We start from the raw sequence: 25,853 nt of genomic DNA, 5'->3' as shown, positions 1-25,853 counted from the left end.
GAACCTCGTGGGGAGTAACACTGAGGTTTAATAATAAGATAAGTAAGCAGGTGGTCATAATTATTAAAAAGCAAAAATATGCCTAGCCTTCCTTCAGTACGTAGCAGGGAAAACAAATAACTTAAAAGCTAAATAAGTTCGAAGGTCTATAAAAACTATCTCTAATCGTGGAGTGAGAGTGTCTATGTTTAAGAAAAACAAGCTATCAAGTGCCGTTGTTGGCGTACTGGCGGCTTCAGCCGTTGTGTCTCCGGCTTTTGCACAAGAACCTGTTGAAGAAGTATATGTAACCGGTATTCGTGCCAGTTTGGAAGCGTCTATGGATGTAAAACGCCAATCTGCTGGTGTTGTTGATGCTATATCATCAGAAGATATCGGTAAATTTCCTGATACCAACCTTGCAGAATCTTTGCAGCGTATTACTGGCGTGTCCATCAATCGAGTAAACGGTGAAGGTTCTGAAGTAACTGTTCGTGGCTTCGGAGCAGATAAGAATATGGTCACCCTGAATGGCCGCACCATGCCTTCCGGTGGTGCCTACGGCGGTGGTTCTGGTGCCGATGGTACTACAAGGTCTGGGGGTGATCGCGCATTCGATTTCTCCAATTTGGCAGCAGAAAATGTTAGCGGTGTAGAAGTCTACAAGACCAGTAAAGCGAATATTGCGACTGGCGGTATCGGCGCAACTATTAACATTAAAACCGCCCGCCCGCTTGATAATCCTGGTTTCAGAGCATCTGTTGGCGCTAAAGCAATCATGGATACCACAAACCGTTATAACAGTGATGTCACCCCGGAGTTGTCTGGACTTGTGAGCTGGACGGACGATAACGAACAGTTTGGTGCCGCACTTTCTCTCAGCCACCAACAGCGAGATTCCGGTTACACTGGCGTTACTGTAAATGACTGGAATATCGGTGTATGGGGAGAAGATAACCTGTATAACAACGACGGTGATATTTATGAAAATCAGCCCGTCGACGGACAGTTATACGCGCGTCCAAACGATTTTCGTTATGCATTTTCTGATACCCAGCGCGAGCGCACGAATGGTCAGTTAACCCTGCAATTTGCGCCCACCGAGCATTTTACGGGTACCATGGATTACACCTATGCCAAGAACGATGTTGAAGAATACCGAGGCGAGGTTACCAACTGGATTCAGAACGGAAGTAATGTTGCTGGTGTAGAGTTTGATAACTCCGCCGTTGCCACCCCCATTTCAGTGACAGAAGCTTATAACGGTACTGTGGATATCGGCTACGAGCAGCAATATCGCTCGCAATCCAATGAACTCAATTCTTTGGGTGTAAATTTGGATTTTCAGTTAACCGACACTCTTTCGTTCACTTTTGATGTTCACAACTCTCAGATGGATTCAGATCCTACTGGCCCGGACAATAGTGGTGAAGTTGCCATTGGTCTTGGATCTCCAACGGTCTCCGGTAAATCACTCTACTTTGATGGTGATATACCGACCTATACTTACGAAACGACAGTTCCGGATAACGCCATTACGCCAGCCAATATAGGCTCTTCTATTGGTCGAGTTCGTGGTGCAGGGTCATCTAATGAAATCACGCAGATTAAGCTGGATGGTACCTTGGAGTTTGATCAGGGTCGATTTGACTTTGGTGTAGAAACGCGTGCCATGGAAATGGCTGCCTACCAAACCTCAGGAGCGAACCAAACTCTGGGTAACTGGGGCATTGCTAATCCGGGTGAATTTGCCGACGATTTGTTCACTAAAGTGAATGTTCACAGTGAGTTTGAGGATGCCAACGTATCACGAAGCCCTACGGTTGCCTGGAGAGCTGATGCGGTTGAATTATACGAGTTTGCTGAAACGTTTTACCCAGATTCAGCTTATCTTCGCGTTGAAGAAACTTTTTCTGCGAATGACATCGTTAACGAAGACACTACGGCTGCATATTTCCAGGTTGCACTTTCCGGCGATCTGGGCGGAATGCCGGTCAATTTCCTAACTGGCGTGCGTTATGAATCGACAAAGGTTGAATCTGTATCTGCGGTGACGCCTGTAAGTTACCTTGTGTGGGAGAACAACAATGACTTCTCTCCCTACACAGACCCAAGTGCGGATGTCGTAAACTTAAATGTATCTACGGACTATGATCATCTCCTGCCAAGCATGGACTTTGATATTAGCTTCAAGGACGATTTGATTGGTCGGTTCTCTTATAGCAAAACCATTGCTCGCGCTGGATACGGTCAGATGCGCGTTTCCCCAAGTAATTTCGGTACTTCAGGTTCTACATTCAACGGTACTCGGCCTACGGCGGACTCCTTCAATCCCGCGCTACTGCCGCTTGAGTCGGATAACCTAGACCTTTCCTTGGAATGGTACTTCGGTGAAACCAGTTATGCCTCTGCAGGATTGTTTGAGAAGCGTGTTGCCAACTTTATTGGTACGGGTCAAGTTGATCAGACGCACTACGGAATTCTAGATCAGACCAATGGCCAGCGTGTAATGGATGCAGCGGGTGATTTGTCCGATCTTAGTTTACCGTCGGATGATACTAACCTTTACGCAATGGTTGTGCTCAATGAGCACCCAGAAGCACTCGATGCAACTAACGACGATGGCGACCTAATATTCCCCAATGGTGTATTTGAGGCTACGACAGAGCAGCTATTGCTATTAGGGGAAACCGATGGGTGGGATGTCGTTCCTGAAGAGGGTGACCCTGAAATGGTCTTCCGCACGAGCCGCCCTGAGAATAATAAAGAAGCTACAATATACGGTGCTGAATTTGCCGTACAGCACTTCTTTGGTGATACAGGCTTCGGTGTGTTAGCGAATTACACATTCGTCAATGGCGATGTAGGCTTTGATAACCTTGCTCACCCTGACGATTCTCAGTTTGCTCTGACTGGCTTAAGTGATACCGCGAACCTAGTGCTGATGTATGAAAACTATGGTGTTCAAGCAAGGTTGGCGTACAACTGGCGCGATGAGTTTCTTGACGAAGCGAATTTTAAGGGTTCGAATAACCCGCGTTATGTTGAAGAGTACTCACAGATTGATTTGAATGTAAGTTACGATATTACCGATGATTTAGCTGTGTCCTTTGAGGGGATTAACATCACTGGAGAAGACTATCGTCAGCATGCTCGCAACTCTCGCCAGCTATGGTATTACGATGATTTGGGTGCGCGCTGGCAAGCCGGTGTTCGTTACAAGTTCTAATTTGTTAGCAAAAGCTTAATGCTACTCTGATACCCTCCCTTGGAAAGGCCGCTATACTTAGCGGCCTTTTTTTATTTGAATGCACATTTTTATGGGCAAATAAGGGGGTGCTGGTAGGGTGACCATTTTGTCTTAGCCTTGGAGGATTCGGTACAGCGGTTACTTGTACTGTTTTTAGTTCTGAATGGCTGTGGCATTAGTTTGATCAACAACAACGTAGCTTATTTTGTATGCTGGAAGATGTGACTCGGAATTACAAACTATGACTTAAGCATGGCATTAGTACTGTAGTGTTTTGGTCGAGCCTCTTGGGGGGAATAATGAATAAGAAGATTAAAAAAGTAATTATAGCCGGTGGGGGAACCGCAGGCTGGTTGGCTGCGGCTGCGCTTTCGAAAAAGTTGGGGGATATCCTAAGTATCACATTGGTTGAATCCGATATGATCGATACGGTGGGTGTGGGGGAGGCGACTATTCCTCCAATGCGCACGTTTCACAAATTATTGGGTATAGATGAGCAGGAGTTTATGCGTCGCACCAGTGCGACGTTCAAGTTGGGTATCAGCTTCGAAAATTGGGGACGGCAAGGTTCATCGTATATTCATTCTTTCGGTAAGACCGGGGCTGGGGCGTGGCTGGCAGAATTCCATAATTTTTGGTTGCGAGGAAAAGAGCAAAATATTGCCAAAGATTTCGATGAGTATTGCTTTGAGTTGCAAGCTGCGAAGCAGAGCAGATTTGGGTTTTCACAAGAAAGTAGTATTAATTATGCCTACCATTTGGACGCTGGTCGGTATGGGAAGTATCTTCGGGAGTTTAGTGAAAAACTTGGTGTGGAGCGAATGGAAGGCACTATTACGGGAGCCAATCTATCGCCGTCTACTGGCTTCATTGAATCTTTACAGTTACAGAGCGGAGCGTTAGTTGAGGGGGATTTATTTATTGATTGTACCGGTTTTCGTGCGCTCCTGATGGAAAAGGCGTTGCATGTCGGATATGAAGATTGGTCTCATTGGTTGCCGTGCGACAGTGCCATTGCCGTACAAACAAAGGCAATAAATCCTGCGGTACCCTATACGCGGTCGATCGCACACGATTCGGGATGGCAATGGCAGATTCCGCTGCAACACCGTGTAGGTAACGGGCTGGTTTATTGTAGTAACTATTTAGAAGATGAATCGGCCCGGACGCTGCTGTTGAAAAATATAGAGGGTGATCCAATAAATGAACCCCGAGTAATCAAATACCGTACGGGGCGGCGCAGACTTGGGTGGAGTAAAAACTGTTTAGCTCTGGGGTTGTCTAGCGGGTTTCTTGAGCCCTTAGAATCTACCAGTATTCACCTTTTTATGACGGGTATAACACGTTTAATGCAATTATTTCCGTTTGATGGGGTTGATCAAACTACCGTTGATGAATACAACAGCCGTCTAAAAATTGAAATGGAACAAATCCGTGATTTTATTATACTTCACTATCACGTAACCGATCGCACTGATAGTCCGTTTTGGCGCCATTGTCGATCAATGACTGTTCCCGATACTTTGACCCATCGATTAAATTTGTTTGAGAGAACGGGACACTCATTTCAGGCGGAAAATGAATTGTTCAGAATAGATTCGTGGACTCAAGTAATGATGGGGCAAGGTCTAATGCCAAAGCATTACCACCAGTTGGCAGCTACTATGACAGATTCGGAGCTGGGGAGGTTCCTTGATGGAATAAAGGCTTCCGTAGATGGGCAAGTTGAAAAATTGCCTTCGCACCAAGATTTCGTAAATCAATATTGTAGGGTTGATTCTTAGCTCTAAATATTTTCGATTGTGATTAAATAAGTGATCACTGTATTGGTATCTATATCTATGAGCGTAATTAAAAGTCATTCGATAATGCTAGTGTTTGCGTTTTTGGTCTTGTCTTGGCCTCCAATTTCTGATGCCGATGATAAAAAAACATATGGGCAGGTTGCAAAGATTGTCGAACAATATTGCAGCGGGTGCCACTATGCTCCGTCACCTAGCTTGATGCCCAAGAAGAGCTGGCCATACGTTGTTAAAAGAATGGCAGAGATAGCCGAAGATAAATACGGTAAACCCTTTATTTCTGAAGCACATATCCGAGATATTACGGCTTTTTACTACGGGAATAGCCCTGACGCCTTACCCGTACTTCCTTATGTGGTTTCGGGAAATAAAGGGGTAATGCATCGGGTAAACGAGATCGGAAGGAAAGCGAAGCTACCTTTGGTTATCAACTTGAAGGCTGTTGAGCTGACTGGTTCAGCTGGGCAAGAGTTTCTGGTTTGTGATGGTGAAACTGATACCGTTTCTCATCTTGTTATAGACGGTTCGAAGTGGACTGAGACTATATTGGCTAAAGTTAAAGTGCCCAGTAATGCTACCGTAGTTGATATCGATAATGATGGAGATAATGATGTTTTAGTTTCATCTCTTGGTCTTTTTTTTCCGCCAACGGGGGTTTACGCCGGGCGTGTAGTTTTGTTAGAACAAGTTAAAAAAAACAAGTTCGAAAAAAAAGTTATTTTGAAAAATGTTGGTCGTGTAACAGACGCCCAGCCATTGGATATGGATGACGATGGTGATCTAGATATTGCGGTGTCAATATTTGGTGGTGATGTGCCAGGTGAAATTGCTTGGTTGGAAAACCTTGGGGTAGGTAAAGGTTATAAAAAACGGACCTTGTTTAATATTGGTGGGGGGTTAAATATAACGCCAGTTGATATCAATAATGACGGAAAGCTGGATCTCGTGAGTTTTCTCACTCAAGAACATGAACAAATTGTAGCTTTAATAAACCGAGGAGGGGGTAATTATGAGCAGGCCCTCTTATTTCAGGCCTCTCACCCAATGGTAGGGCCTACTGCGATAAATTTCTATGATATTGATATGGACGGTGATACGGATATATTATTCACCAATGGTGATGCACATGATTTTCAGCATGATCCAAAACCTTACCATGGAGTGCAGTGGCTGGAGAATAGAGGAGGTTTGGAATTTGAGTATCATGATGTTGGTCGATTTTATGGGGCATCTAAAGCGCAGGTCGGTGACTGGGATAATGATGGCGACAACGATATTGTGGCCAGCAGTTGGAATAACTATTGGGAGGACGAAAAACGGCAAACTCTGATTTGGTACGAAAATGATGGAAAGCAAAATTTTCATGCTCGTCCCATTATTCACGAGCCAAGTAGTATTGTTTCCTTTGAGTTGGTGGATATTGACGGTAATGGTGATCTGGAAATTTTGGCAGGATTGTTCGATATAGATTTGTTGAAAAAGTTTATGAATTTGCAGTTTATTGATCGGGCTAGGGCGAAAGATATCCTTAAAAACGAAAACAAAAAACCTCGAATAGTGAAAATCTCAAGAGAAAAGCCCGTAATGCAGCTACAGGATAGCGCTACCAAATGATTTTATCCTCTGCGCATCCCTGTAAGTACTAGTGCAAGGGGGTTTGCTTAGAGGGGGCTTGGCCAACGCGTGATAAGATTTTCTAGCCTGCGGACTTCAGGGCTTTTCGTACGCTTCATGGAGGGGGCTAAATTTTTTCGACAGGCCGCCCTATGCCGGTAACCTCTGTTCTATCTAAACTGTTGTGCTAGCATTTGAAGGTGAGGTGCTCGGTTTTTGCTCAACACATGAGGTGGTGGGTAAATACCCTTTTAGGGGGGTGGCGGCACACGCCATAGCTGATAGAAAGTTTTGTCATCGACCTACTCGGCTGTGCTATTAAGGCGTAAGTGCAACGAATTGCCGTAAATTATACCAAGTACCTATGGGGCGTTGTGTAGGGTTTCATCGTAGCGCCTTTAGCGTCGGCAGAAGTACTTTCCTGTAACCGTTTTACTGAGAGCCATAACCCTGCTCGCTAACCCATTATTTGCCAACTCAGGTCTCCAGCAGTATTCTTCACCCCCTCTGTTTTAATTGATTAAGGGTGACCTATGCAATTCCTCCACACCATGCTAAGAGTAGGTGATTTAGACAAGTCTCTGGCTTTTTACACCGAAATACTGGGTATGAAGTTACTGCGTAGGAAAGACTACCCAGAAGGGAAGTTTACCCTAGCTTTTGTGGGGTATGGCGATGAGGCGAATAGTACGGTGCTCGAATTAACCCATAACTGGGATACTGCGGAATACGAATTGGGCTCTGGTTTTGGTCATTTGGCCATCGGCGTGGTGGATGTGTACGCGGCCTGTGACAAAATCAAGGCTGCAGGAGGTAAAGTCGTACGCGAAGCCGGGCCAATGAAGCATGGGACAACCATCTTGGCTTTTGTCGAAGACCCCGACGGGTATAAGATCGAATTACTCACCTGTAAATAATGCCCAAAGCTTAGATGAAGTAATTCGCCCTTGAAAACCTTATTAATCGATAATTTTGATTCCTTCACCTATAACCTCTATCAATTAATTGCAGAGGTCAACCGAGTGCCTCCGGTTGTCGTGCGCAATGATGAGTTAAGTTGGGCGGAACTGAGGCGTAGAGGGTTTGACAACATTGTTATCAGTCCTGGGCCGGGGCGCCCAGAGCGCACCGACGACTTCGGTATTTGTCGGGACGTCATCGAGCAGGCAGAAATCCCCGTTTTAGGTGTTTGTCTCGGGCATCAGGGGCTGGGTTATTTTTGTGGTGCGCGTGTCGATTACGCACAGGAAGTCATGCACGGGCGCATAAGCTCTATACATCACAGTAAAATGGAACTGTTTAAGGATATCCCTTCGCCTTTCGACGTGGTGCGCTACCATTCCTTGGTGATTACCGATTTACCCCAAGAGCTAGAAGTTTCGGCGTTTACAACCGACAACACGGTAATGGCCATTCGCCATAAAACTCGGCCCATGTGGGGGGTACAGTTTCATCCTGAATCCATCTGTTCGGGGTATGGTTATCAGCTTGTACAAAATTTTCAAGACCTCACTGTTGCCTGGTATAAGCAAAACCCTCCTACGGATGAAAGTCGGGCTCTACCAAATGCACCTCCCCCGGCGCCTCACGGGGTTGGCTTGAATAATCCCCGTGTAGATTCAAGCAAGATGCGTCTCTTTCATCGACGCCTGCCTTATTTTGTAGAGCCGGGTGACGTTTTTGAAAAACACTTTGGTGGTTCAACGAAATCATTCTGGCTCGACTCATCCTTGATTGCTGGCGGTGCTAGATTTTCGTTTATGGGCGATAATTCTGGCCCCTTTTCAGAGCTTGTCAGTTATAAAGTGCAGGCTGGTGAAACCAGAATAGAGCGGATGGGTGCGGTAGAGCGATATCCAGGCTCTGTGTTTGACTATCTCGACGCGCAATTAAAACAATTTGACAGTTTTGATGCAGATTTCCCCTTTGATTTTAATCTCGGCTACGTGGGCTACTTTGGTTACGAGATGAAGGCCGAATGTGGCTATCCTGAAAATCATGTAGCCGATACGCCCGATGCTATGTGGCTGCTTGCCGATCGCGCTTTGGTTTTTGATCACCTCGAAGAAGTGATTTATCTCCTAGTGATGGATACCGTGTCGTCTCAACCCAGAGCTGAAGCTTGGATGAGTCGCTGTGAGGATGAATTACAGCGTGTCTTGGCTGTGGCTTCAAAAGCGCCGCACCAAGATCCAGAGGTACTTACAGATCCAATAAGTATGAACTCGTTCGAGAGAGCGCTGAATGAGCGTGAATACTTAGAGAGAATTACCCAGGCGAAGCAGTTTATTCACGAGGGCGAAACCTACGAAGTTTGCCTAACCAATAAGCTGAAAAAATCGACACAGGTTGACGCTCTGAAAACCTACCAAATATTGCGGGCAAGTAACCCCGCGCCCTATAGTGGCTATTTGAAATTCTCAGATGATTTGACGGTACTCTGTGCTTCACCAGAACGTTTTTTAGCGATCAACCGGCACGGTGTTGTGGAAACTAAGCCGATCAAAGGTACTCGAAAACGAGGTGCCAGTGCTCTGGAAGATGAAGCTTTAATCTCAGACCTACGCACCAGTGAGAAAGATCGTGCTGAAAACCTGATGATTGTTGATTTACTGCGGAATGACCTCGGCCGGGTATCCGAAATTGGTAGCGTACAGGTTACCAAACTTTTCGATGTGGAAACTTATGCCACTGTTCATCAGCTTGTCAGTACGATTCGCAGCCACTTGAAACGCAATACAACAGCGCTGGGCTGTGTGCGGGCCTGTTTCCCCGGTGGTAGCATGACCGGTGCGCCCAAAAAGCGCACCTTGGATATTTTAGGCAGGCTTGAGGCTGAAGCGAGAGGCATCTATTCCGGTACCATAGGTTACTTGGCATTCAACGGCTGTGCGGATTTAAATATTGTTATTCGTACTCTAGTGATGCATCGCGGCGTAGCAGAAGTTGGTGTGGGGGGCGCTATTGTGGATCTATCTGACCCCGAGCAGGAGTTGCAGGAGACGTTACTGAAGAGTGAGGCGCTGATCACTGCGGTACTAGCTGCCGAGCAGAAAGGTAAGCGTTAAAGTGCCTACGTCTGTTTGTTAATTGAGCAACTATTTTGATAGCCGCCACAATTTACTCTGATGTGAAGATTGCCGCGTTCTTATCTGCTATAAATGAAGCGGGGCCATTTCGGAATTCAGTCTTCCATGAACCAAATATTCATTGCCAACCCTAAAGGGGGCTGCGGTAAAACAACAATAGCCGCGCAGCTTGCAGGGTACTTCGCGAATCAGGGTAAGTCTGTATTGCTTGTGGACCACGATACCCAGCGCTCTAGCTCCGATTGGTTAGGTTCTCGACCTGATAAATATTCACACATTGAGCTCGTGGCCTTAGCGGTTGATCAGCCGGTGGTGGGTAGCCGTGCAGAGATGGTTGTGCATGATATGCCCGCCGCGTGGGACTTAGACCACGTAGCCGATATTATCCATGAAGGGGATTGTGTGCTGATTCCTATTTTGTCTTCGCCCACCGATATCAAAGCTTGTCTTCGCTTTATTATGGGGCTGTACCGCTCTGGAGTAATGGAATCATCCATTAAAATCGGTATCGTTGCCAATCGAGCAAAAACCAAAACGCGCTACTTTCAGGTACTGTTGGAGTTTTTAAACCGGGTTGAGCTACCCTTAATCTCTTCGCTACGCGATACACAAAATTATGTTCGGGCAATGGACAAGGGCTTGACGATTTTCGATCTCCCCCCTGGAATGGTGTCTATAGATACCGCCCAGTGGCAGCCTATTATTGACTGGCTAAACGCCACGGAACATTAAGGGCAAGCAGCAATAATCTATTAAGTAACATGGCCGGTAGTACGCACGCGTTTGGAACCCTTCTCTATGGTTGCTTTATTTTTTTCGGCCTGCTTTTTTAATTCCATATCAATCATATTTTTAATGGCAATTAACAGCCCGGCAATTAAAAAGGCTCCGGGCGGCAATACGGCTACAAGAAAGCCTTTATAGTTGTCGCCGAACAGATTCAGCGTCCAGCCGCGGGCACTCTCACCAAATAATAGATGCATATTGTCGAATAGCGTACCGGCTCCCAGGATCTCTCTTAGAGCGCCAATGGTGACCAGTACCAACAAAAAACCTAACCCCATCATAAAACCATCGACTAACGAAGGGAGTAAAGGGTTCTTGCAAGCAAAGGCATCGGCTCGGCCGAGGATGGAGCAATTGGTTACAATAAGGGGAATAAAAATACCCAGTATCTGATACAGCTCATAGGTATAGGCCTGCATTAAGAGCTCTGCGCAGGTGGTAAAGGCCGCAATAATCATTACGAATGCGGGCAGTTTTACCGCGTCGCTTACCGCGTTACGAATTAACGAAACAGAAAAATTAGAGCCCATTAACACTAGCATTGTGGCCAGCCCCAAGCCCAGGGCATTGACCACCGAGCCGGTTACGGCTAAAAGTGGGCAGAGGCCTAGTAATTGAACCAAGGCCGGGTTGTTCTTCCATAAACCGTTAGCGGTAATTTCGCGGTAGCTGGTCATGGTTATTCACTCTTCTCGAAAATTAGCGCCCGATGCGTACTGTAAAATTGTAGTGTTTGTTTAACCCGTTGTACTACCGCGCGCGGTGTAATTGTAGCGCCGGTAAACTGGTCAAAATGACCGCCGTCTTTTTTTACTGCCCATTGTTCGATGTTTGGGTTAGTTAGCGACTTGCCGTTAAAGCCTAGAATCCAATCACTTTTTCGCAGATCAATTTTATCGCCAAGGCCTGGTGTTTCTTTATGGGTCAAAACTCGAACGCCGGCTAAGCTACCATCGGCATTAATACCAATAATCAGTTTTATATCGCCGCTGTATCCATCTGGCGCAAGCGCTGGGACAATTGCGGCCACCGGTTCATCGTTGTTATAGGCTAGGTGAATGTTGGCGTTATTTTTAAGGCCAAGTTCAGCCAGCAGGTATTGCGGTATGCTAAACGTGTGCGACAGCATATCGTTATCGTGCCGAGTCGCGGGCACAATTTCAAGTAGGGCAGCCTGTGCAGCTTTGCGTTCTTCTTCGGCAATACGTTCAGCTGTAGCCTGATAGGTGACAGCGAGAATGCCCGCTGTGACTAATGCAAAGGCGGCGAGGATCAAACTGTTTTTACTGATCGATTGAGTCAGCACATTATGTTCTCAAATAGCGGTAAATAGGATCGTGTTTAACGGCTAGATTTTACGTGGCCATAAGTTTTGGGTTTGGTGTAGTAATCCACAAACGGCGCCGCAAAATTCATTAGCAATACCGCAAAAGCTACTGCGTCGGGGTAGTTGCCCCACACACGAATGACAAAAATCAATACGCCAATTAAGGTGCCGTAAATGAGTCGACCACGATTACTCACGGTACTGGTGACCGGGTCGGTTACAATAAAAAAGGCGCCGAGCATGGTGGCACCGGATAACAAGTGAAAGACTGGCGAGCCTACGCTAGAAGAGCTTCCTCCGTCGTAACACACAGCCGACAACACGGTTAGGCTCACTAGCATCGCTACGGGGGCGTGCCAAGTGAATATTTTTTTGTAGAGTAGAAAGAAGCCGCCTAAAAGAAATGCTAGGTTCGCCCACTCCCAACCGGCGCCAGCCCATTTTCCGGCGAGAAATCCAGGGTCAGTTTTATACAGCTCGCTAAGTTCAAGGCTGTTGTTTTGTTTCAAAATGTCCAGCGGCGTTGCGGCCGTGTAACCGTCGATGGTGTTACCTAAAAACACCTGGCCAAGACTCTGCACAATACTGGGTAGCGCCTGACCTTCGGCTAGAGTAGACGCAGCAGCGGGCCACTGGCTCATTTCTAAGGGAAAGGAAATCAGTAAGACAATGTAGCCAACCATCGCCGGATTAAAAGGGTTGTATCCTAAGCCCCCGTAGAGCTGTTTAGCGACAACGATGGCAAAAAAGCTGCCGGTGGCGATTAACCACCAAGGTGCGTAGGGTGGTATTGCCAGTGCCAGTAAAACGGCGGTTACCAAAGCGCTGTAGTCCTTCAGGTAAAAGCCCACGGAGCGATTGCGCAATTTCAGAAATGCGCCTTCATAAGCGAGTGAAAATACACTGGCGATTATGATGTTGAATAGTACGCCTGGCCCGAAAAAATAGGTTAGCACTGCAACGCCTGGAACAATGGCCAGTAGTACGGTTTTCATTACCGTGCCGGTATCGCCAGGTTTATGTGCATGGGGTGAGGTAATGTTTAACAAGGCCATGATTAAATATTACCTTCTGTTAATGTCGCCTGGGCTTGTGCCAGTTTTGTCTCTAGCTTGGCTACGCCTGCTTCAAAGGCATCAATGTTTTCGTTGTTCTCATTCTGCGCATTCTTTAAGCGAGTACGCGCCTTATCCAAACGTACTTGTAATGATTTGATCTGCTCCATCATCTTTTCTTCGGGAGACATTGCGGCTTGTATAGCGGCCTTGGCTTTGGCTTTTTCAATGGCGGCCTTGGCCACATCCACAACCGGAGAGGATTCTTTTTGTGCTTCCTTACCCTCAGTTTCAGAGCTCTCGGTTTCAGCGTTTAACTGGGCAAGCTCCTGTTGATTTGTTACCAGTTTCTGTTCGAGTTTTTCAACCCCCTTTTGCAAGGCTCCTGCGGTAGGGGTGTTGGCGGCTTGGGCTTCGGCCAGCTTTTCTTTGGCGGTAGCGATACGCTTTTCTATAGTGACGATGGACTTTTCTATTTTTTCTCTTGGCGAGGTTGTTATTTTTTCTTCTACCGCTTTACTTGTGCTTTCGATGGCAGACAGCTGCTTGTCGAACTCTTTTAGTTTGATTTCAGCCTCACCGGCTTTCAGCTCGGCTTGCTTTAGTCGAGCTTTGAGCGATTCGATACGGGCCTCCTCGGCGCCCTCGGTTTTTGACGTTTCAAGTGATGCTTTAGCGCGTTCAACACGGCTGTTTGCACTGGAAACGGCGCGTTCGAATTTGGCTTTTTCCTTCGCCGGGTCAACTTCTTTGCTTTGCGCTGTGTCCACAGCCTCTTTAACGATATCTTTTTCTGGCGCGGTGGCAGTCTTTTCAGCTTGGAGTTTTTTGGCTTTTTCGGCGGCTTCTTTTCTTGCTAAGCGCTTGGCTTCTTTTTCGGCATCGGCACGCGCGATACGCTCTTGCCTTGCTTCAAAGCGCAATCTTGCCCGGTCGGACTTTTCTTTTTCACCGTCGAGCTGTCGAATTTCGCCTTTGGATGCGCGGTAGTATTGCACCAATGGAATATTGCTGGGGCATACGAAGGAGCAGGCACCGCATTCAATGCAGTCGAATAGATTGTGCTCTCGTAATTGATCATAATTTTCGCTACGCGAATACCAGAAAAGCTGTTGCGGTAAGAGGTTGGCCGGGCAGGCCTCGGCACACATGCCACAGCGAATGCAGGCCTGCGCGGGGGGGGGGGGCAGGCATTTCTGTGATTGAAGGGGCTAAAATACAATTGGTGGTTTTTGTAACCGGTGCGTCGGAGCATTTCAGTGTGAAGCCCATCATCGGGCCGCCAATAATTAAGCGATCGGATTCCTCTTGACGCCAGCCGTGAGCACTTAGAATGTGAGCAATGGGCGTACCCAAGGGTACATCTATATTGCGTTGATGTAAGAGCGAATCACCGACAACGGTGGTTACACGGCTTACCAATGGCTCACCAAACCTTACGGCGCGATAGGCGGCAACAGCGGTTGCCACGTTTTGCACCACAATGCCTATTTGTGCCGGTATGCCACCACTAGGCACCTGTTTACCGGTAATTATTTCAATTAATTGTTTTTCGCCACCAGAAGGGTATTTTGTAGGGAAAACAACAATCTCTATAGCGCTATGTTCGGCAGCCCTACGCATGGCGGCAATAGCTTCGGGCTTGTTGTCTTCGATACCGATGAGCACTTCTTCGGGGTTGTTAAGAAGTTTTGCTAGCAGTTTGGCTCCGGCGACTACTTCATCGGCCCGCTCCCGCATGAGCATATCGTCTGCGGTAATGTAGGGTTCGCACTCGGTTCCGTTTAGTATCAGTGTTTGTATGGGGTTGTCTGCTCGTGGGTTTACTTTTACGGCGGTTGGGAAGCCGGCGCCACCCATTCCCGCGATGCCAGCAGCACGAATTTTTGCCACTAGTTGCTGGTGATCTAAGTCCGTGTAATTTTCACAGTCGTTCAGTTCAATCCATTCATCTTTACCGTCGGGTGTAATCACAATACAGTCGGCCATCATGCCGGAGGGGTGTGGGATTTCCCGTTCTTCGATTGCGGTAATGCTTCCAGAGGTGGAGGCATGAAGGGTCGCACTGAAAATACCGTCGGCATCCGCAATTAATTGCCCCTTTAAAACGTTTTCGCCTACTTCTACAGCGGGTATCGCCATGGCGCCAATGTGCTGATTGAGTGGTAGCACTAATTCATCGGCCAACGGAATAGAGCCAATGGCTTCGCTGGTTGACTGGATTTTATTTTCCGGCGGGTGTACGCCGCCGTGAATACCAAAAGTTTTGCGATCGTTATGTAGGGCACTCATGCAGCGTGCTCCTGGTTACGATCCGTGGCAATGATATTTAATTGAGGTTTATCCCACTTCCAGGCGCTTACTCCATCTTCTACTGGCAGCATATCGATACAGTCTACCGGGCAGGGTTCTACACAGAGATCGCACCCTGTACATTCGGAGATAATAACGGTATGCATTTGTTTTGCCGCACCCAAAATGGCATCAACCGGGCAAGCCTGAATACATTTAGTACAACCAATACATTCGTCTTCGCGAATGTAGGCCACTTTTTTGGTGTCCGACTCTTCGCCGTGCTCTTCGTCTAGAGAGGGGGCTTCAACATCCAGTAGGTTGGCTAGTGCGGCAATTGTAGTATGGCCGCCCGGCGGACATTTATTGATTTCATCGCCATCGACGATGGCTTGTGCGTAGGGGCGGCAACCAGGATAGCCACACTGGCCACATTGTGTTTGTGGTAGTAGTTCGTCTACTTGCTCAACAAGTGGATCCCCTTCGACTTTGAAACGAATGGCTGCAAAGCCCAATACACCACCAAATATAGCGGCCATACTGCCAAGCGCAATGACAGCGCCAATAACGGGGTTTTGAGTAAGGAGTTCAATCATAATGTTAAACGAGACCTGCGAATCCCATAAACGCCAGCGACATTAAGCCGGCGGTGATCATGCCAATTGCAGCGCCTTGAAACGCTTGGGGGACGTCTGCTACTGCAAGTCGCTCACGCATGGCTGAAAATAAAATAAGCACCAGTGAGAAACCAACGGCTGCTCCAAACCCATAGAAAGTGGATTCCAAAAAGTTGTGGGCTTTGTTGGTGTTTTGAAGGGCTACGCCTAGTACCGCACAGTTGGTGGTTATCAATGGAAGAAAAACACCCAGTACGCGATACAGCAGAGGGCTGGTTTTTTCGATAAACATTTTGGCAAATTGCACAACAGCAGCGATCACTAAAATAAACGATATGGTTTTTAAATACGTCAAACCCAGCGGTTCGAGAACCCAGCTATGTACCATGTAGCTGCAAATAGAGGCTAGGGTAAGCACGAAGGTTGTGGCCGTACTCATGCCGATGGCTGTTTCCAGTTTGTTGGAAACACCCATAAAGGGGCACAGGCCCAAAAATTGAACCAGTACAAAGTTGTTGACCAAAACGGTGCTTAATAAAATGAGCGCAAATTCTGTCATTGCTGCTGTTTAACGTTTAATTGTTAGTTAAAAATATTGGCTTTTAGCTGGCTCGAAGGTTGCGCTAATTTTGGGGCGCTTCACTTTTGGAGCGGCCTTTGGCCTGCTGGAATCTGGAGTGTCGCTTACACCACCTTCTGGTTAATGGTAAGCGGCGGCCCCCAGCTATAGTGCGTTCACATAACCCTCATGCCTGGCTCCGCGCCTTCATGGGGTTCTAGAATAAATAAATCTTTGCCACCAGGTCCTGCGGCTAACACCATACCTTCGGACAACCCAAATTTCATTTTGCGTGGTTTAAGGTTGGCAACCACGATGGTTTTTTTACCAATTAAATCTTCCGGTTGGTAGGCGCTTTTTATGCCGGCAAAAACGTTACGGGTGTCGCCACCTAAATCGAGTGTTAGGCGCAGGAGTTTATCGGCACCTTCAACATGTTCTGCGTTAGCAATGAGTGCTACACGTAAATCGACTTTGGCAAATTCACCGAATTCTATTTCATCGGCAATTGGCTCTTTACCTAGCCAGCCCTCGGGTTTGCTTTCCAAAGCGGCAATATCTTCTTTGCTGTCTTCAATCATTGCGTTCACCTTGTCGCTGTCTATACGTATCATCAGCGGCTTGAATTTGTTAATTTTGTGATCGCCCAAAAAGATAATGGGCTTGGCCCACTCTAGCTTGCAGTTTAAAAATGCCTCGGAGGCTTCTGCTGTGGCGGGCAATACTGGCTTTAAATAGGTCATTAATGCTTTAAAGCAGTTAATACCCATAGTGCAAATGTCGAGCACCTTTTGTTCGTTGCCGGCTTCTTTGGCCAGCGACCATGGGGCCTGTTCAGCGATGTATTCGTTAGCGGCATCGGCTAACGCCATAATTTCACGCATGGCTTTGCTGAATTCTCGGTTTTCGTAGGCCTGTGCAATTTTGCTGTCGGCTTGCTCAAATTTATTCCACAGTGTTTCGTTGGCGATGGTGGCAGACAGTTTGCCACCAGACTTCGCCACAAATTTTGCTGTTCGGCTGGCGATATTGACCACCTTGCCGACCATATCAGAATTCACTTTGGCAATGAAATCGTCTAGATTTAAATCGAGGTCGTCGACGCTGTTGGTTAATTTGGTTGCGTAATAGTATCGCAGGTATTCCGGTTGCAAATGGTTAAGGTAAGTGCGCGCATTAATAAAAGTACCGCGCGACTTGGACATTTTTTTACCGTCTACGGTCAGAAAGCCATGTACGCATACCTTTGTGGGTGTTCGGAAGCCCGAATCACTGAGCATCGCGGGCCAGAATAGCGCGTGGAAGTTTATTATGTCTTTGCCAATAAAGTGGTAAAGCTCGTGTTTTGAGTCTGCACGCCAGTAGTCGTCAAACTTTAGGGTGTCGGATTTGTCGCACAGGTTTTTGAAGCTGGCCATGTAACCGATGGGCGCGTCGAGCCAAACGTAAAAATACTTTCCGGGGTGGCCGGGTATCTCAAAACCAAAATAAGGTGCATCGCGCGAGATATCCCACTCTTGCAAACCTGAATCTAGCCATTCTGCTAACTTGTTGGCGACTTCGTCTTGCAGGTGCCCAGCGCGGGTCCAGTCTTTTAGGTAGTCGGTGAATTCCGGCAGAGTGAAGAAGTAGTGGTCGGAATCTTTTGCTACCGGGGTTGCGCCAGAAATTACCGATATTGGATTGATTAATTCCATCGGCGAATAGGTGGCACTGCAATTTTCGCAGTTGTCCCCGTATTGGTCGGGCGCTTTACATTTTGGGCAGGTGCCTTTGACGTAGCGGTCGGCAAGAAACAGGTTTTTTTCTGGGTCATAAGCCTGGGTTACGGAGCGCGTGGCAATGTGTCCGTTTTTCTGCAACTGCGTGTATATATGGCTCGACAGCTCTTTGTTCTCTTCTGAATGAGTAGAGTGGTAATTGTCGAATTCTATGAGGAAGTCATTAAAGTCGGCTTCATGCTCTTCCTGGATCTTGGCGATTTGTTGCTCAGGGGTAATCCCCAGCTGCTCGGCACGCAACATTATAGCGGTGCCGTGGGCATCGTCAGCGCAGACGTACAGGCAGTCGTGACCGCGCAGTTTTTGGAAGCGCACCCAAATATCGGTTTGAATCGTTTCTACCATGTGCCCCAGATGAATGGAGCCGTTGGCGTAGGGAAGGGCGCTTGTTACCAAAATTTTGCGTTGTTCACTCATGACTTATTTGATCATCTGTCCGGCGGGAATTGTTTAGCCTGCGAGTGGCCGGCTTTTCGGGCGCGAAACTATACCACTAAATAGCTGTTTTTTCTGCCTTTTCTCTGGCCGTTTGTTGTACGCATTAATTGAATGAGAGCCGTCACAGTGGTACTTTGCCCGCCTGTTTAATTCGATCGATCATCCTTGGAGGTAACCATGAGTAGTAACCTGATGGAGAGTGTGGAATCAGCCCTTTCGGCTGTGAGTTTTCCGTTGTTGGATGGGCTTCCCCTTAGCCGCATTTGTGAGCTTTCAAATCAAGATGGGGTTGTTCGAATTTTGGTCAATCAAGGTGTGTACGGAGCGGATATTACCGCGCAGTTGCAGTCCGCCATCTCTCAAGCCCTTGCGGGTCTCAACGCCGAGAATATCGAACTGGGGTTTCAGACCAATATATTGCCTGCGAAATCTTTACAATCGGCCAGCGTTAGCAGTGTGCCGGGGGTTAAAAATATTATTGCCGTGGCATCGGGAAAGGGCGGCGTGGGTAAGTCCACCACCACCGTCAATATTGCTTTGGCGCTGGCTCAGGCGGGCGCCAGTGTGGGTATTCTCGATGCTGATATCTATGGCCCGAGTCAACCTCAAATGCTTGGTGTTGCTGATAAGCGCCCGGAAATGTACGGGCCGAACATGATCGAGCCAATCGCCGCCCACGGGTTAAAAGTAGTTTCCATGGGGAATCTGGTTACCGACAAAACGCCTATGGTTTGGCGCGGTCCTATGGTGAGTGGCGCTCTGCAGCAGTTGCTGCAAAATACCCACTGGGTCGATATAGATTATTTGGTTATCGATATGCCGCCGGGTACCGGGGATATTCAGTTAACCCTGTCACAAGCGGTCCCTGTATCGGGTTCTGTTGTTGTTACTACGCCTCAGGATATCGCCCTACTTGATGCGCGTAAGGGTATCGAAATGTTTAATAAGGTACATATTCCTGTGCTGGGTGTTGTTGAAAACATGGCGACCCATATTTGCTCGAATTGTGGCCATGCGGAAGCGATATTCGGTGAAAAAGGTGGTGCGGCCTTGGCAGAAGAGTACGGTGTAAATGTATTGGGCAGATTGCCGCTGACCATGTCTATTCGAGAGCAGACCGATGCGGGCAAGCCCCCGGTTGTGCACGAGCCGGATTCCAGTGTGAGTGCGGAATACCGCAGTATTGCCCGGCAGGTAACCTTGTCACTTTGGCTGCAATCATTGGCGGGCACGGCTGGGCCTGAAATATCCTTTTCGGATGATTGATTAGCGCTAGCCTGACCACTATCATCCCCACAGCATTTAATATTTGAAAGAAGAGAGGAACGCATGAGCATCAAATCCGACCAGTGGATTCGCCGTATGGCTGAGCAGGAAGGCATGATTGAACCTTTTGAGCCGGGCCAGGTGCGCTACGACAGCAATGACAACCGGCTGATATCCTACGGCACCTCCAGTTATGGCTATGATGTTCGCTGCTCCGACGAGTTTAAAATTTTTACCAACGTTCACTCTGCGGTGGTAGACCCAAAGAATTTCGATGAGGCCAGTTTTGTCGATATCAAGAAGGATGTCTGCGTTATCCCCCCTAACTCCTTTGCTCTTGCCCGTACCGTAGAGTACTTCCGTATTCCGCGCTCAGTGCTAACCGTGTGTCTGGGTAAGTCGACGTACGCTCGCTGCGGAATTATTGTAAACGTCACGCCTCTGGAGCCCGAGTGGGAAGGTCATGTAACGCTGGAATTTTCAAATACCACGCCTTTACCTGCGAAAATCTACGCAAATGAAGGTGTCGCGCAGATGCTGTTTTTTGAAAGTGATGAAGTGTGTACTACCTCCTATAAAGATCGTGGGGGCAAGTACCAAGGGCAAACGGGCGTTACGCTCCCCAAGACTTAAACCCCAGGGCTTAAATTCCAGGGCTTAAATTCCAGGGCTTAAACGCAAGCCTCCTCCGTTTGCCGATCATTGAAACGGAGGCAGGTTGAACCCCTCTGTATAGGCAGAAGCAAAAAAGAGGCAAAAAACTAGACGGAATAACCCTACAGCAAAGCTACGGAGGCCCTTTAGAGTACCCGTTTTACTCCCGGAACCAAGAGTAATAACGAGGCCAGGGCCAGGCAGCTCAGCACCCCAAAGCTTCCTACAATGATCAGTTTTACAAGCGGCCCCATGGATAAATGAGACGCTAGAGCCGAGCCAAAAACCACCACCGGTGGGTGAATAATGAATACCGCGTAGGCTCGGCGGGCGACAATGCGAGAGAGTGCGGAGGCTCGACCAGCCCAGCGACGAAAGCTCCATAACATTCCCAGCATAACCCCCGTCGAAAACAGCGGGTCCCAGAGTGCATAAAACAGTGCATTTAGGTTCCAGCCCCCATTAAAACCTCCTAATTCCCAGCGAGTGGTGAGCGCCCAGCCCAGTAGCAGTAACGCCACAAAAGACGTGATAAACCAAGGCTTGCATTGTTGCAATGTTATGCGCTCAAGCAAATGCGAAGAATGGCTGAATACACCCACGGCAAATAAAAATATATAGGGTGCAAAATAGCCTAGCTGCATCCACAGAACTTCCTCACCCACGGGTAGCCATATACGAATACTAAATGACACTAAACCTAACCCTGTGATCACACCTAAAAGGGCAAAATATGGCGGCAGCGATTGAATAGAGATTGACCATTTTGGGGTGATGCGGCGTAGCAGTAAATAGCCTATGGACATACTTAAGAGTGCAGCGACAAACCACAGCGGACCGGGGCCGAAAAGCTTGTTTTGCCATGCGTATGACAAACTGCTGAAGAATGAATCACCGTCTGCATAGGAGGCCAGGGCAATAGTGAAGGGGGAGAGTAGAAAATAATAGGCGAGCAAGGGCAGTCCCAGCCGAACGACCCTGTCCCATAAAAAAGTGTTTGTTGATTTTCGTGCAAGTGCAGCGGCGGAAAAATAGCCCGCCAGCAGGAAGAAAAAGCCCATAAAAAACGACTGATTAATACAGTTGAAAATTACCAGCACCATGTTGGAGGCGTCGGGCTGTTCTCGCCAGTACCAGCTCCCGGAGCCACCATACACAAGCGCGGTATGATGAAATACGACCAGTGCCGTTAGGCCTATTCGGATATGGTCAAGGCTAGCGTTTCGTTCCATGGGGGTCTCCGGTAAATCGTTAGTTGAGTGAAAGTGCTTCCATTGCAACCTTTGACTATCGGTGAATCTACCTAGAAGTGTTGGAGTGACGGGCCTCTGTGACCAACCGTGGGTAATTGTGACGACCGTGTTGGCACTTGAACGGATTTCAGTGCGCACCTCTCAGGTGATATGCTCCGCGGTATGAACCTTCAACTGTATTTAAAGCGTCGGTGGTTTTTTGAACCACTCTTCTGGGTTGTATTATTCACACTTGTTTGTGTGAGTAATATCGTCGTTGTATTGCTGGATTTTGATCGACAGGGAATTGCTATTTCAGCTTGGGAGCCCATTGCCTGGGAGTCATCCAGCATGCTTGTTCAATTGGGCCTAATACCCCTTATTATTGTGTTGGACCGGTTCAGGCCGCTGTGCTGGCAAGGTTTCCCTGGACGTTTACTTTGGCATTTGGCTTTTTCGCTGATCTTTAGTGTGCTTCATGTTGGGGCAATGGTAATGCTGCGCAAGCTGGTATATTGGCTGATGGCGAGTGAGTACCATTTCGGCCATGTGTGGTTGGAATTCTTTTATGAGTACCTCAAGGATTTGCGCGCTTATGCGGCCTATCTTTCAATCATCTATCTGTATCGGTTTGTGCTCTTAAGGCTGCAGGGCGAGGCGAGTTTGGTTGAGGAGGGTGACGGGGAGCTTGGCGTGGCGCATACAACAGAGCCTCAGGCCCTTGGCGAACGTTTGCTGGTGAAAAAGCTGGGGCGAGAGTTTTTAATTCTTACACGCGATATCGAACGTATTGAGGCCGCTGGAAATTACGCCAATATTTATATCAATGAGCGCGTATACCCTTTGCGGGAAACAATGAGTAACATGACCAAACGCCTAGGCGGCGCCAAGCAATTTGTGCGTGTTCATCGGTCGCATATTATCAATTTAAACGTACTGCGGGAGATTCAGGGGCAGGAAAGTGGAGATGCGGTGGCGCACCTCCAGCGGGGGGACAAGGTACCGGTGAGCCGTAAATACCGAAAAACCCTTACTTTGGCTACCGCGACGTGAACCTAGCTTGTTACCTGATACTCTTCTGCAACTTGGTCGATACAGCTAATGGTATCGGTGATTTGTTTCAATAACCCATCTTTAATGCCATAGATACAGCCGTGAATTGCGAGAGGTTGTCCGCTGGCCCAGGCATTTTGAATGGCCGGTATATAGCTAACATGGTTAACTTGCTGGTGTACATTTAGCTCGCACAGTCGATCCACCCTTTGTTTATCATCGGTGATACTTTGCAGTTCCTCCAAGTGTTGTGAGTACACATCGCGTACATTTCTTACCCAATGATCAACTAGACCGAATTGCTGATTGACGGTGGCGGCCTGCACACCGCCGCAACCATAGTGACCGCACACAATAATATGTTTAACTTTTAAGACCTGCACCGCATAGAATATAACGCTTAAACAGTTTAGGTCTGTGTGGACGACGCAGTTGGCAATATTCCGATGGACAAATAAATCTCCGGGTAATAAGCCTACGATTTCATTTGCCGGAACCCGGCTATCAGCGCAGCCGATCCACAGGTACTCGGGTTCTTGCTGTTTGGCCAGCTTTTCAAAAAAAGCGGGATCTTCAGCTTTTATAGCTTCAGCCCAGTGTTGGTTGTTCTGGAAAAGATTATTGAGATCATTCATAGTGCAAAATTACCGACAGTTATCGCTTGTGAGAGTATACCTAATCACCTCAACTTCAGAAAAGTTATGAATACTTTTTATTGGCACGATTATGAAACCTGGGGGGCCAGTCCGGCCATTGACCGGCCGAGTCAGTTTGCCGGCGTTCGCACGGATGAAAACCTAAATGTTGTAAGCGACCCATTAGTGTTGTTTTGTCGCCCTCCCGAAGATATTTGGCCTCAGCCCCAGGCCTGTCTAATAACGGGTATTACACCTCAGCAGGCGCAAAGTGAAGGGTTGCGCGAGCGTGAGTTTATCCAAAAAATTCACCGTGAGTTTGCCCAGCCAGCGACCTGCGTAGTGGGTTACAACTCTTTGCGCTTCGACGACGAGGTTACGCGTTATACGCTCTACCGAAATTTTTACGATCCCTATGAGCGGGAGTGGCGCAATGGCAATTCTCGTTGGGATATTATTGATATGGTGCGCCTAACCTATGCCTTACGCCCGGAGGGAATAGAGTGGCCAATGGTTGATGGTCGACCAAGTTTTAAACTAGAAAACCTTACTGTTGCCAATGGTATTGCGCACCAATCAGCGCACGATGCATACTCCGATGTAGCTGCGACGATTGAGTTGGCAAAACGGGTACGCGCCGCTCAGCCAGATCTTTATCGTTATGTGTTGTCTAACAAGAGCAAGCAGCGTGCGGCGGCGATGATCGACGTTAAAAATAAAAAACCGTTGTTGCATATATCGTCGCGGTTTTCAGCCGATCATGGGTGTGCGGCGTTGATAGTGCCACTCGCCATGCACCCCACCAACAAAAATGCGGTGGTGGTCTATGACCTGAGCGTTGACCCTCAGCCTCTTCTAAATTTGGGTGTGGAGGCTATTCGCGAGCGAGTTTTTACCGCGACCGCCGAATTGCCCGAGGGCGTTGCGCGTATTCCTCTTAAGCTTGTGCATTTAAATCGTTGCCCAATTTTGGCAACGCCCAAGTTACTTGATGAGCGCGCTGCGGCCCGCCTTAAAATCAACAAGCAAACCTGCGAGCATCATTGGCAGCAATTGCTTGCTAAGGATATTACCGAAAAGCTCAATTCACTTTACCTAGCGGATCATTTTGAGCCGCGCACCGATCCAGAGCAGCAGTTATATAGTGGCTTTTTAAAAGAGGACGATAAAAAACAGTCTGCGGTTTTGCGCAAGGCAACAGCAGAGACGTTGGCGAATACTCAGTTTGTATTTGATGACCCGCGGTTAAATCGTATGTTACTGCGTTATAAAGCTAGAAGCTTTCCTGAGTCGCTTAATGCCGCCGAGCAAGCTGAGTGGCAGGAGCATTGTCAGCAGAGGTTAATGGAGGGGGGTGAAGGTTGTTTGTCTCACGTTGAGTTTATGGACTGTATTGCCAAGCTGCGAAGTGGCGATGTTTCAAGTGAGGAGGAGGGTATTCTGCGTAATTTGGAAGTATATGCAGCTGGGGTGCTTCAAAGTTTTTGAATCTCTAGGTCGTATTTACCTGCAGCCAGATTGGCTTGGTAGCTGCGTGCGTTGGTGTACTGGTCTTTAAGTAAACGCTGAATGTGTTCTTTGTCTTTGTCTTTGATGTCGATACCAAAACATACGGCCGACAATTCTTCAGCTTGGAACTCGATGTCGTCTGTCCATTGACTGAAATCGCTACCTATATCGACGTTCGGTGATTGGCGAAAACATCGCCACTCCATTTCGAGCTTTCGGCTGGGCGGCTTTATCCGTAAAAACTGGCTGAAATCAAAGTGATCATCCATGGGTTGGTTGTATAGAATGGCATCGATTTGCATGCGTAGGTCAACGAGTTCTGGGCGTTGATTGCGGTATTCGATCGCGGATGCATCAGCTGCACTGGCATCTCCACTGGCGTCGAAGCGAAAGCAAACACCACTGTGACCCTGGGCAAATAAGTCCCAAGCGACAACACTGTCCGGCCTACTCGTAAAACAGCATATTCTCGTCTGCTTATTATACTGCTGCCAAGTTTCTACAAATTGCTTCACCAGTAGCATGCGTTGATCTACCATTTTCGCCAACAGCTCACCCAGTACCGTTTCGGCTTCTTCTGGGTCTTCAAATCGCTCTTCTTCACGCCAACGTTTTATAGCATTAATTAAGGGCGTGTCTCCTCTAGGGTTGCTCGAAGAAAAAATCATAGAGGAGGCGAGCTTAATGGTGGCTTGAAGCAGTGCGTCCCGATCAAAGTTAGCCTCTGTCAGGTGGCTGAGTTCCAGTGGGTCGTTGAACACCGAGGGTGAACTCCAGCGCAGCTTTCTGCTTTCCAATATCTGCACAGCAGTACTGGTTGAACAATATTTAAACAGTTTTTCTGGCTGGTTTGCCACCGGTTCGTTCCTGCCTTGGTGTGAGATCGTGGAAAAAGCGTATAACTATTCATAAAGC

General features: G+C 47.8%; 21 protein-coding genes. 10 read left to right on the top strand and 11 right to left on the bottom strand.

All coding sequences use genetic code 11. The features are described 5' to 3' along the window. Positions 1–184: 184 nt before the first annotated feature. From H5336_RS04420 to H5336_RS04395, 6 genes are all read left to right on the top strand, one after another. Positions 185–3,208, top strand: a complete 3,024-nt coding sequence (locus tag H5336_RS04420) for a TonB-dependent receptor (RefSeq protein WP_185231779.1) — start codon at positions 185–187, stop codon at positions 3,206–3,208. Between the two features lie 320 nt (positions 3,209–3,528). Then, positions 3,529–5,013 (top strand): tryptophan halogenase family protein, encoded by a 1,485-nt coding sequence (locus H5336_RS04415; RefSeq protein ID WP_185231777.1) that lies wholly within the window; start codon positions 3,529–3,531, stop codon positions 5,011–5,013. Between the two features lie 57 nt (positions 5,014–5,070). Beyond that, positions 5,071–6,645, top strand: coding sequence for an FG-GAP repeat domain-containing protein (locus H5336_RS04410; RefSeq protein WP_246439026.1), 1,575 nt, complete (start codon positions 5,071–5,073; stop codon positions 6,643–6,645). 533 nt (positions 6,646–7,178) lie between these two features. Then, positions 7,179–7,562 (top strand): lactoylglutathione lyase, encoded by a 384-nt coding sequence (gene gloA / locus H5336_RS04405; protein WP_185231775.1) that lies wholly within the window; start codon positions 7,179–7,181, stop codon positions 7,560–7,562. A gap of 30 nt (positions 7,563–7,592) precedes the next feature. Next, positions 7,593–9,713: an aminodeoxychorismate synthase component I gene (pabB, locus tag H5336_RS04400; RefSeq protein ID WP_185231773.1), complete on the top strand. Its 2,121-nt coding sequence runs from the start codon at positions 7,593–7,595 to the stop codon at positions 9,711–9,713. A gap of 126 nt (positions 9,714–9,839) precedes the next feature. Then, positions 9,840–10,466 carry a nucleotide-binding protein gene (locus H5336_RS04395; protein ID WP_185231771.1) on the top strand — a complete coding sequence of 209 codons (627 nt, stop codon included), beginning with the start codon at positions 9,840–9,842 and terminating at the stop codon, positions 10,464–10,466. A 20-nt stretch (positions 10,467–10,486) separates the two neighbouring features. On the opposite strand, the gene H5336_RS04390 is transcribed toward H5336_RS04395, so the two are convergent. The 8 genes from H5336_RS04390 to metG form a co-directional block, all read right to left on the bottom strand. Further along, entirely contained in the window at positions 10,487–11,197 is a 711-nt protein-coding gene (locus H5336_RS04390; protein WP_185231769.1) for an electron transport complex subunit E, read from the bottom strand. Between the two features lie 2 nt (positions 11,198–11,199). Next, entirely contained in the window at positions 11,200–11,826 is a 627-nt protein-coding gene (gene rsxG / locus H5336_RS04385; protein ID WP_185231767.1) for an electron transport complex subunit RsxG, read from the bottom strand. A 35-nt stretch (positions 11,827–11,861) separates the two neighbouring features. After that, positions 11,862–12,902, bottom strand: a complete 1,041-nt coding sequence (rsxD, locus tag H5336_RS04380; RefSeq protein WP_185231765.1) for an electron transport complex subunit RsxD — start codon at positions 12,900–12,902, stop codon at positions 11,862–11,864. A gap of 2 nt (positions 12,903–12,904) precedes the next feature. Then, the gene (locus tag H5336_RS23720; protein WP_376766515.1) at positions 12,905–14,053 is read right to left on the bottom strand and encodes a hypothetical protein; all 1,149 of its coding nucleotides are present in this window, start codon (positions 14,051–14,053) and stop codon (positions 12,905–12,907) included. Continuing rightward, positions 13,992–15,194, bottom strand: coding sequence for an electron transport complex subunit RsxC (gene rsxC / locus H5336_RS23715; RefSeq protein ID WP_376766514.1), 1,203 nt, complete (start codon positions 15,192–15,194; stop codon positions 13,992–13,994). Before rsxC ends, H5336_RS23720 begins: the two co-directional genes overlap by 62 nt. Next, positions 15,191–15,790, bottom strand: a complete 600-nt coding sequence (gene rsxB, locus H5336_RS04370; RefSeq protein ID WP_185231763.1) for an electron transport complex subunit RsxB — start codon at positions 15,788–15,790, stop codon at positions 15,191–15,193. Before rsxB ends, rsxC begins: the two co-directional genes overlap by 4 nt. A 4-nt stretch (positions 15,791–15,794) precedes the next feature. Next, a complete protein-coding gene (gene rsxA, locus H5336_RS04365) occupies positions 15,795–16,370 on the bottom strand; it encodes an electron transport complex subunit RsxA (protein ID WP_185231761.1) in 576 nt (191 codons plus the stop codon). Positions 16,371–16,546: 176 nt separating this feature from the next. Then, positions 16,547–18,568 carry a methionine--tRNA ligase gene (gene metG / locus H5336_RS04360; RefSeq protein ID WP_185231759.1) on the bottom strand — a complete coding sequence of 674 codons (2,022 nt, stop codon included), beginning with the start codon at positions 18,566–18,568 and terminating at the stop codon, positions 16,547–16,549. 198 nt (positions 18,569–18,766) lie between these two features. On the opposite strand from metG, the gene apbC reads away from it, so the two are divergent. Further along, positions 18,767–19,855 (top strand): iron-sulfur cluster carrier protein ApbC, encoded by a 1,089-nt coding sequence (gene apbC / locus H5336_RS04355; RefSeq protein ID WP_185231757.1) that lies wholly within the window; start codon positions 18,767–18,769, stop codon positions 19,853–19,855. Positions 19,856–19,918: 63 nt separating this feature from the next. Beyond that, on the top strand, positions 19,919–20,488 hold the full coding sequence (dcd, locus tag H5336_RS04350; RefSeq protein ID WP_185231755.1) for a dCTP deaminase: 570 nt from the start codon (positions 19,919–19,921) through the stop codon (positions 20,486–20,488). A gap of 167 nt (positions 20,489–20,655) precedes the next feature. Here the strand turns inward: dcd and H5336_RS04345 are convergent, their stop codons facing one another. Beyond that, the gene (locus H5336_RS04345) at positions 20,656–21,741 is read right to left on the bottom strand and encodes an acyltransferase family protein (protein ID WP_185231753.1); all 1,086 of its coding nucleotides are present in this window, start codon (positions 21,739–21,741) and stop codon (positions 20,656–20,658) included. A gap of 183 nt (positions 21,742–21,924) precedes the next feature. On the opposite strand from H5336_RS04345, the gene H5336_RS04340 reads away from it, so the two are divergent. Further along, positions 21,925–22,794, top strand: coding sequence for a LytR/AlgR family response regulator transcription factor (locus H5336_RS04340; RefSeq protein ID WP_185231751.1), 870 nt, complete (start codon positions 21,925–21,927; stop codon positions 22,792–22,794). A gap of 2 nt (positions 22,795–22,796) precedes the next feature. Here the strand turns inward: H5336_RS04340 and can are convergent, their stop codons facing one another. Next, positions 22,797–23,429, bottom strand: a complete 633-nt coding sequence (gene can / locus H5336_RS04335) for a carbonate dehydratase (RefSeq protein WP_185231749.1) — start codon at positions 23,427–23,429, stop codon at positions 22,797–22,799. A gap of 66 nt (positions 23,430–23,495) precedes the next feature. Between can and sbcB the strand changes: the two genes are divergently transcribed. Next, positions 23,496–24,917: an exodeoxyribonuclease I gene (sbcB, locus tag H5336_RS04330; protein ID WP_185231747.1), complete on the top strand. Its 1,422-nt coding sequence runs from the start codon at positions 23,496–23,498 to the stop codon at positions 24,915–24,917. On the opposite strand, the gene H5336_RS04325 is transcribed toward sbcB, so the two are convergent. Beyond that, positions 24,905–25,795 (bottom strand): DUF2971 domain-containing protein, encoded by an 891-nt coding sequence (locus tag H5336_RS04325; RefSeq protein ID WP_185231745.1) that lies wholly within the window; start codon positions 25,793–25,795, stop codon positions 24,905–24,907. The genes sbcB and H5336_RS04325 overlap by 13 nt on opposite strands. Positions 25,796–25,853 lie beyond the last annotated feature (58 nt).

This window comes from Teredinibacter franksiae (genome assembly GCF_014218805.1).
GTDB lineage: Bacteria > Pseudomonadota > Gammaproteobacteria > Pseudomonadales > Cellvibrionaceae > Teredinibacter > Teredinibacter franksiae.
Note: the sequence above shows the minus strand (reverse complement) of the source record. Positions and strands in the feature narration are given on the sequence as shown.

Coding starts and splice junctions, on each gene's coding strand:
- H5336_RS04420 (WP_185231779.1), top strand. CDS start 185: ATGTTTAAGAAAAACAAGCTATCAAGTGCCGTTGTTGGCGTACTGGCG.
- H5336_RS04415 (WP_185231777.1), top strand. CDS start 3,529: ATGAATAAGAAGATTAAAAAAGTAATTATAGCCGGTGGGGGAACCGCA.
- H5336_RS04410 (WP_246439026.1), top strand. CDS start 5,071: ATGAGCGTAATTAAAAGTCATTCGATAATGCTAGTGTTTGCGTTTTTG.
- gloA (WP_185231775.1), top strand. CDS start 7,179: ATGCAATTCCTCCACACCATGCTAAGAGTAGGTGATTTAGACAAGTCT.
- H5336_RS04395 (WP_185231771.1), top strand. CDS start 9,840: ATGAACCAAATATTCATTGCCAACCCTAAAGGGGGCTGCGGTAAAACA.
- H5336_RS04390 (WP_185231769.1), bottom strand. CDS start 11,197: ATGACCAGCTACCGCGAAATTACCGCTAACGGTTTATGGAAGAACAAC.
- rsxD (WP_185231765.1), bottom strand. CDS start 12,902: ATGGCCTTGTTAAACATTACCTCACCCCATGCACATAAACCTGGCGAT.
- H5336_RS23720 (WP_376766515.1), bottom strand. CDS start 14,053: ATGTGTGCCGAGGCCTGCCCGGCCAACCTCTTACCGCAACAGCTTTTC.
- rsxC (WP_376766514.1), bottom strand. CDS start 15,194: ATGAGTGCCCTACATAACGATCGCAAAACTTTTGGTATTCACGGCGGC.
- rsxB (WP_185231763.1), bottom strand. CDS start 15,790: ATGATTGAACTCCTTACTCAAAACCCCGTTATTGGCGCTGTCATTGCG.
- rsxA (WP_185231761.1), bottom strand. CDS start 16,370: ATGACAGAATTTGCGCTCATTTTATTAAGCACCGTTTTGGTCAACAAC.
- metG (WP_185231759.1), bottom strand. CDS start 18,568: ATGAGTGAACAACGCAAAATTTTGGTAACAAGCGCCCTTCCCTACGCC.
- apbC (WP_185231757.1), top strand. CDS start 18,767: ATGAGTAGTAACCTGATGGAGAGTGTGGAATCAGCCCTTTCGGCTGTG.
- dcd (WP_185231755.1), top strand. CDS start 19,919: ATGAGCATCAAATCCGACCAGTGGATTCGCCGTATGGCTGAGCAGGAA.
- H5336_RS04345 (WP_185231753.1), bottom strand. CDS start 21,741: ATGGAACGAAACGCTAGCCTTGACCATATCCGAATAGGCCTAACGGCA.
- H5336_RS04340 (WP_185231751.1), top strand. CDS start 21,925: ATGAACCTTCAACTGTATTTAAAGCGTCGGTGGTTTTTTGAACCACTC.
- can (WP_185231749.1), bottom strand. CDS start 23,429: ATGAATGATCTCAATAATCTTTTCCAGAACAACCAACACTGGGCTGAA.
- sbcB (WP_185231747.1), top strand. CDS start 23,496: ATGAATACTTTTTATTGGCACGATTATGAAACCTGGGGGGCCAGTCCG.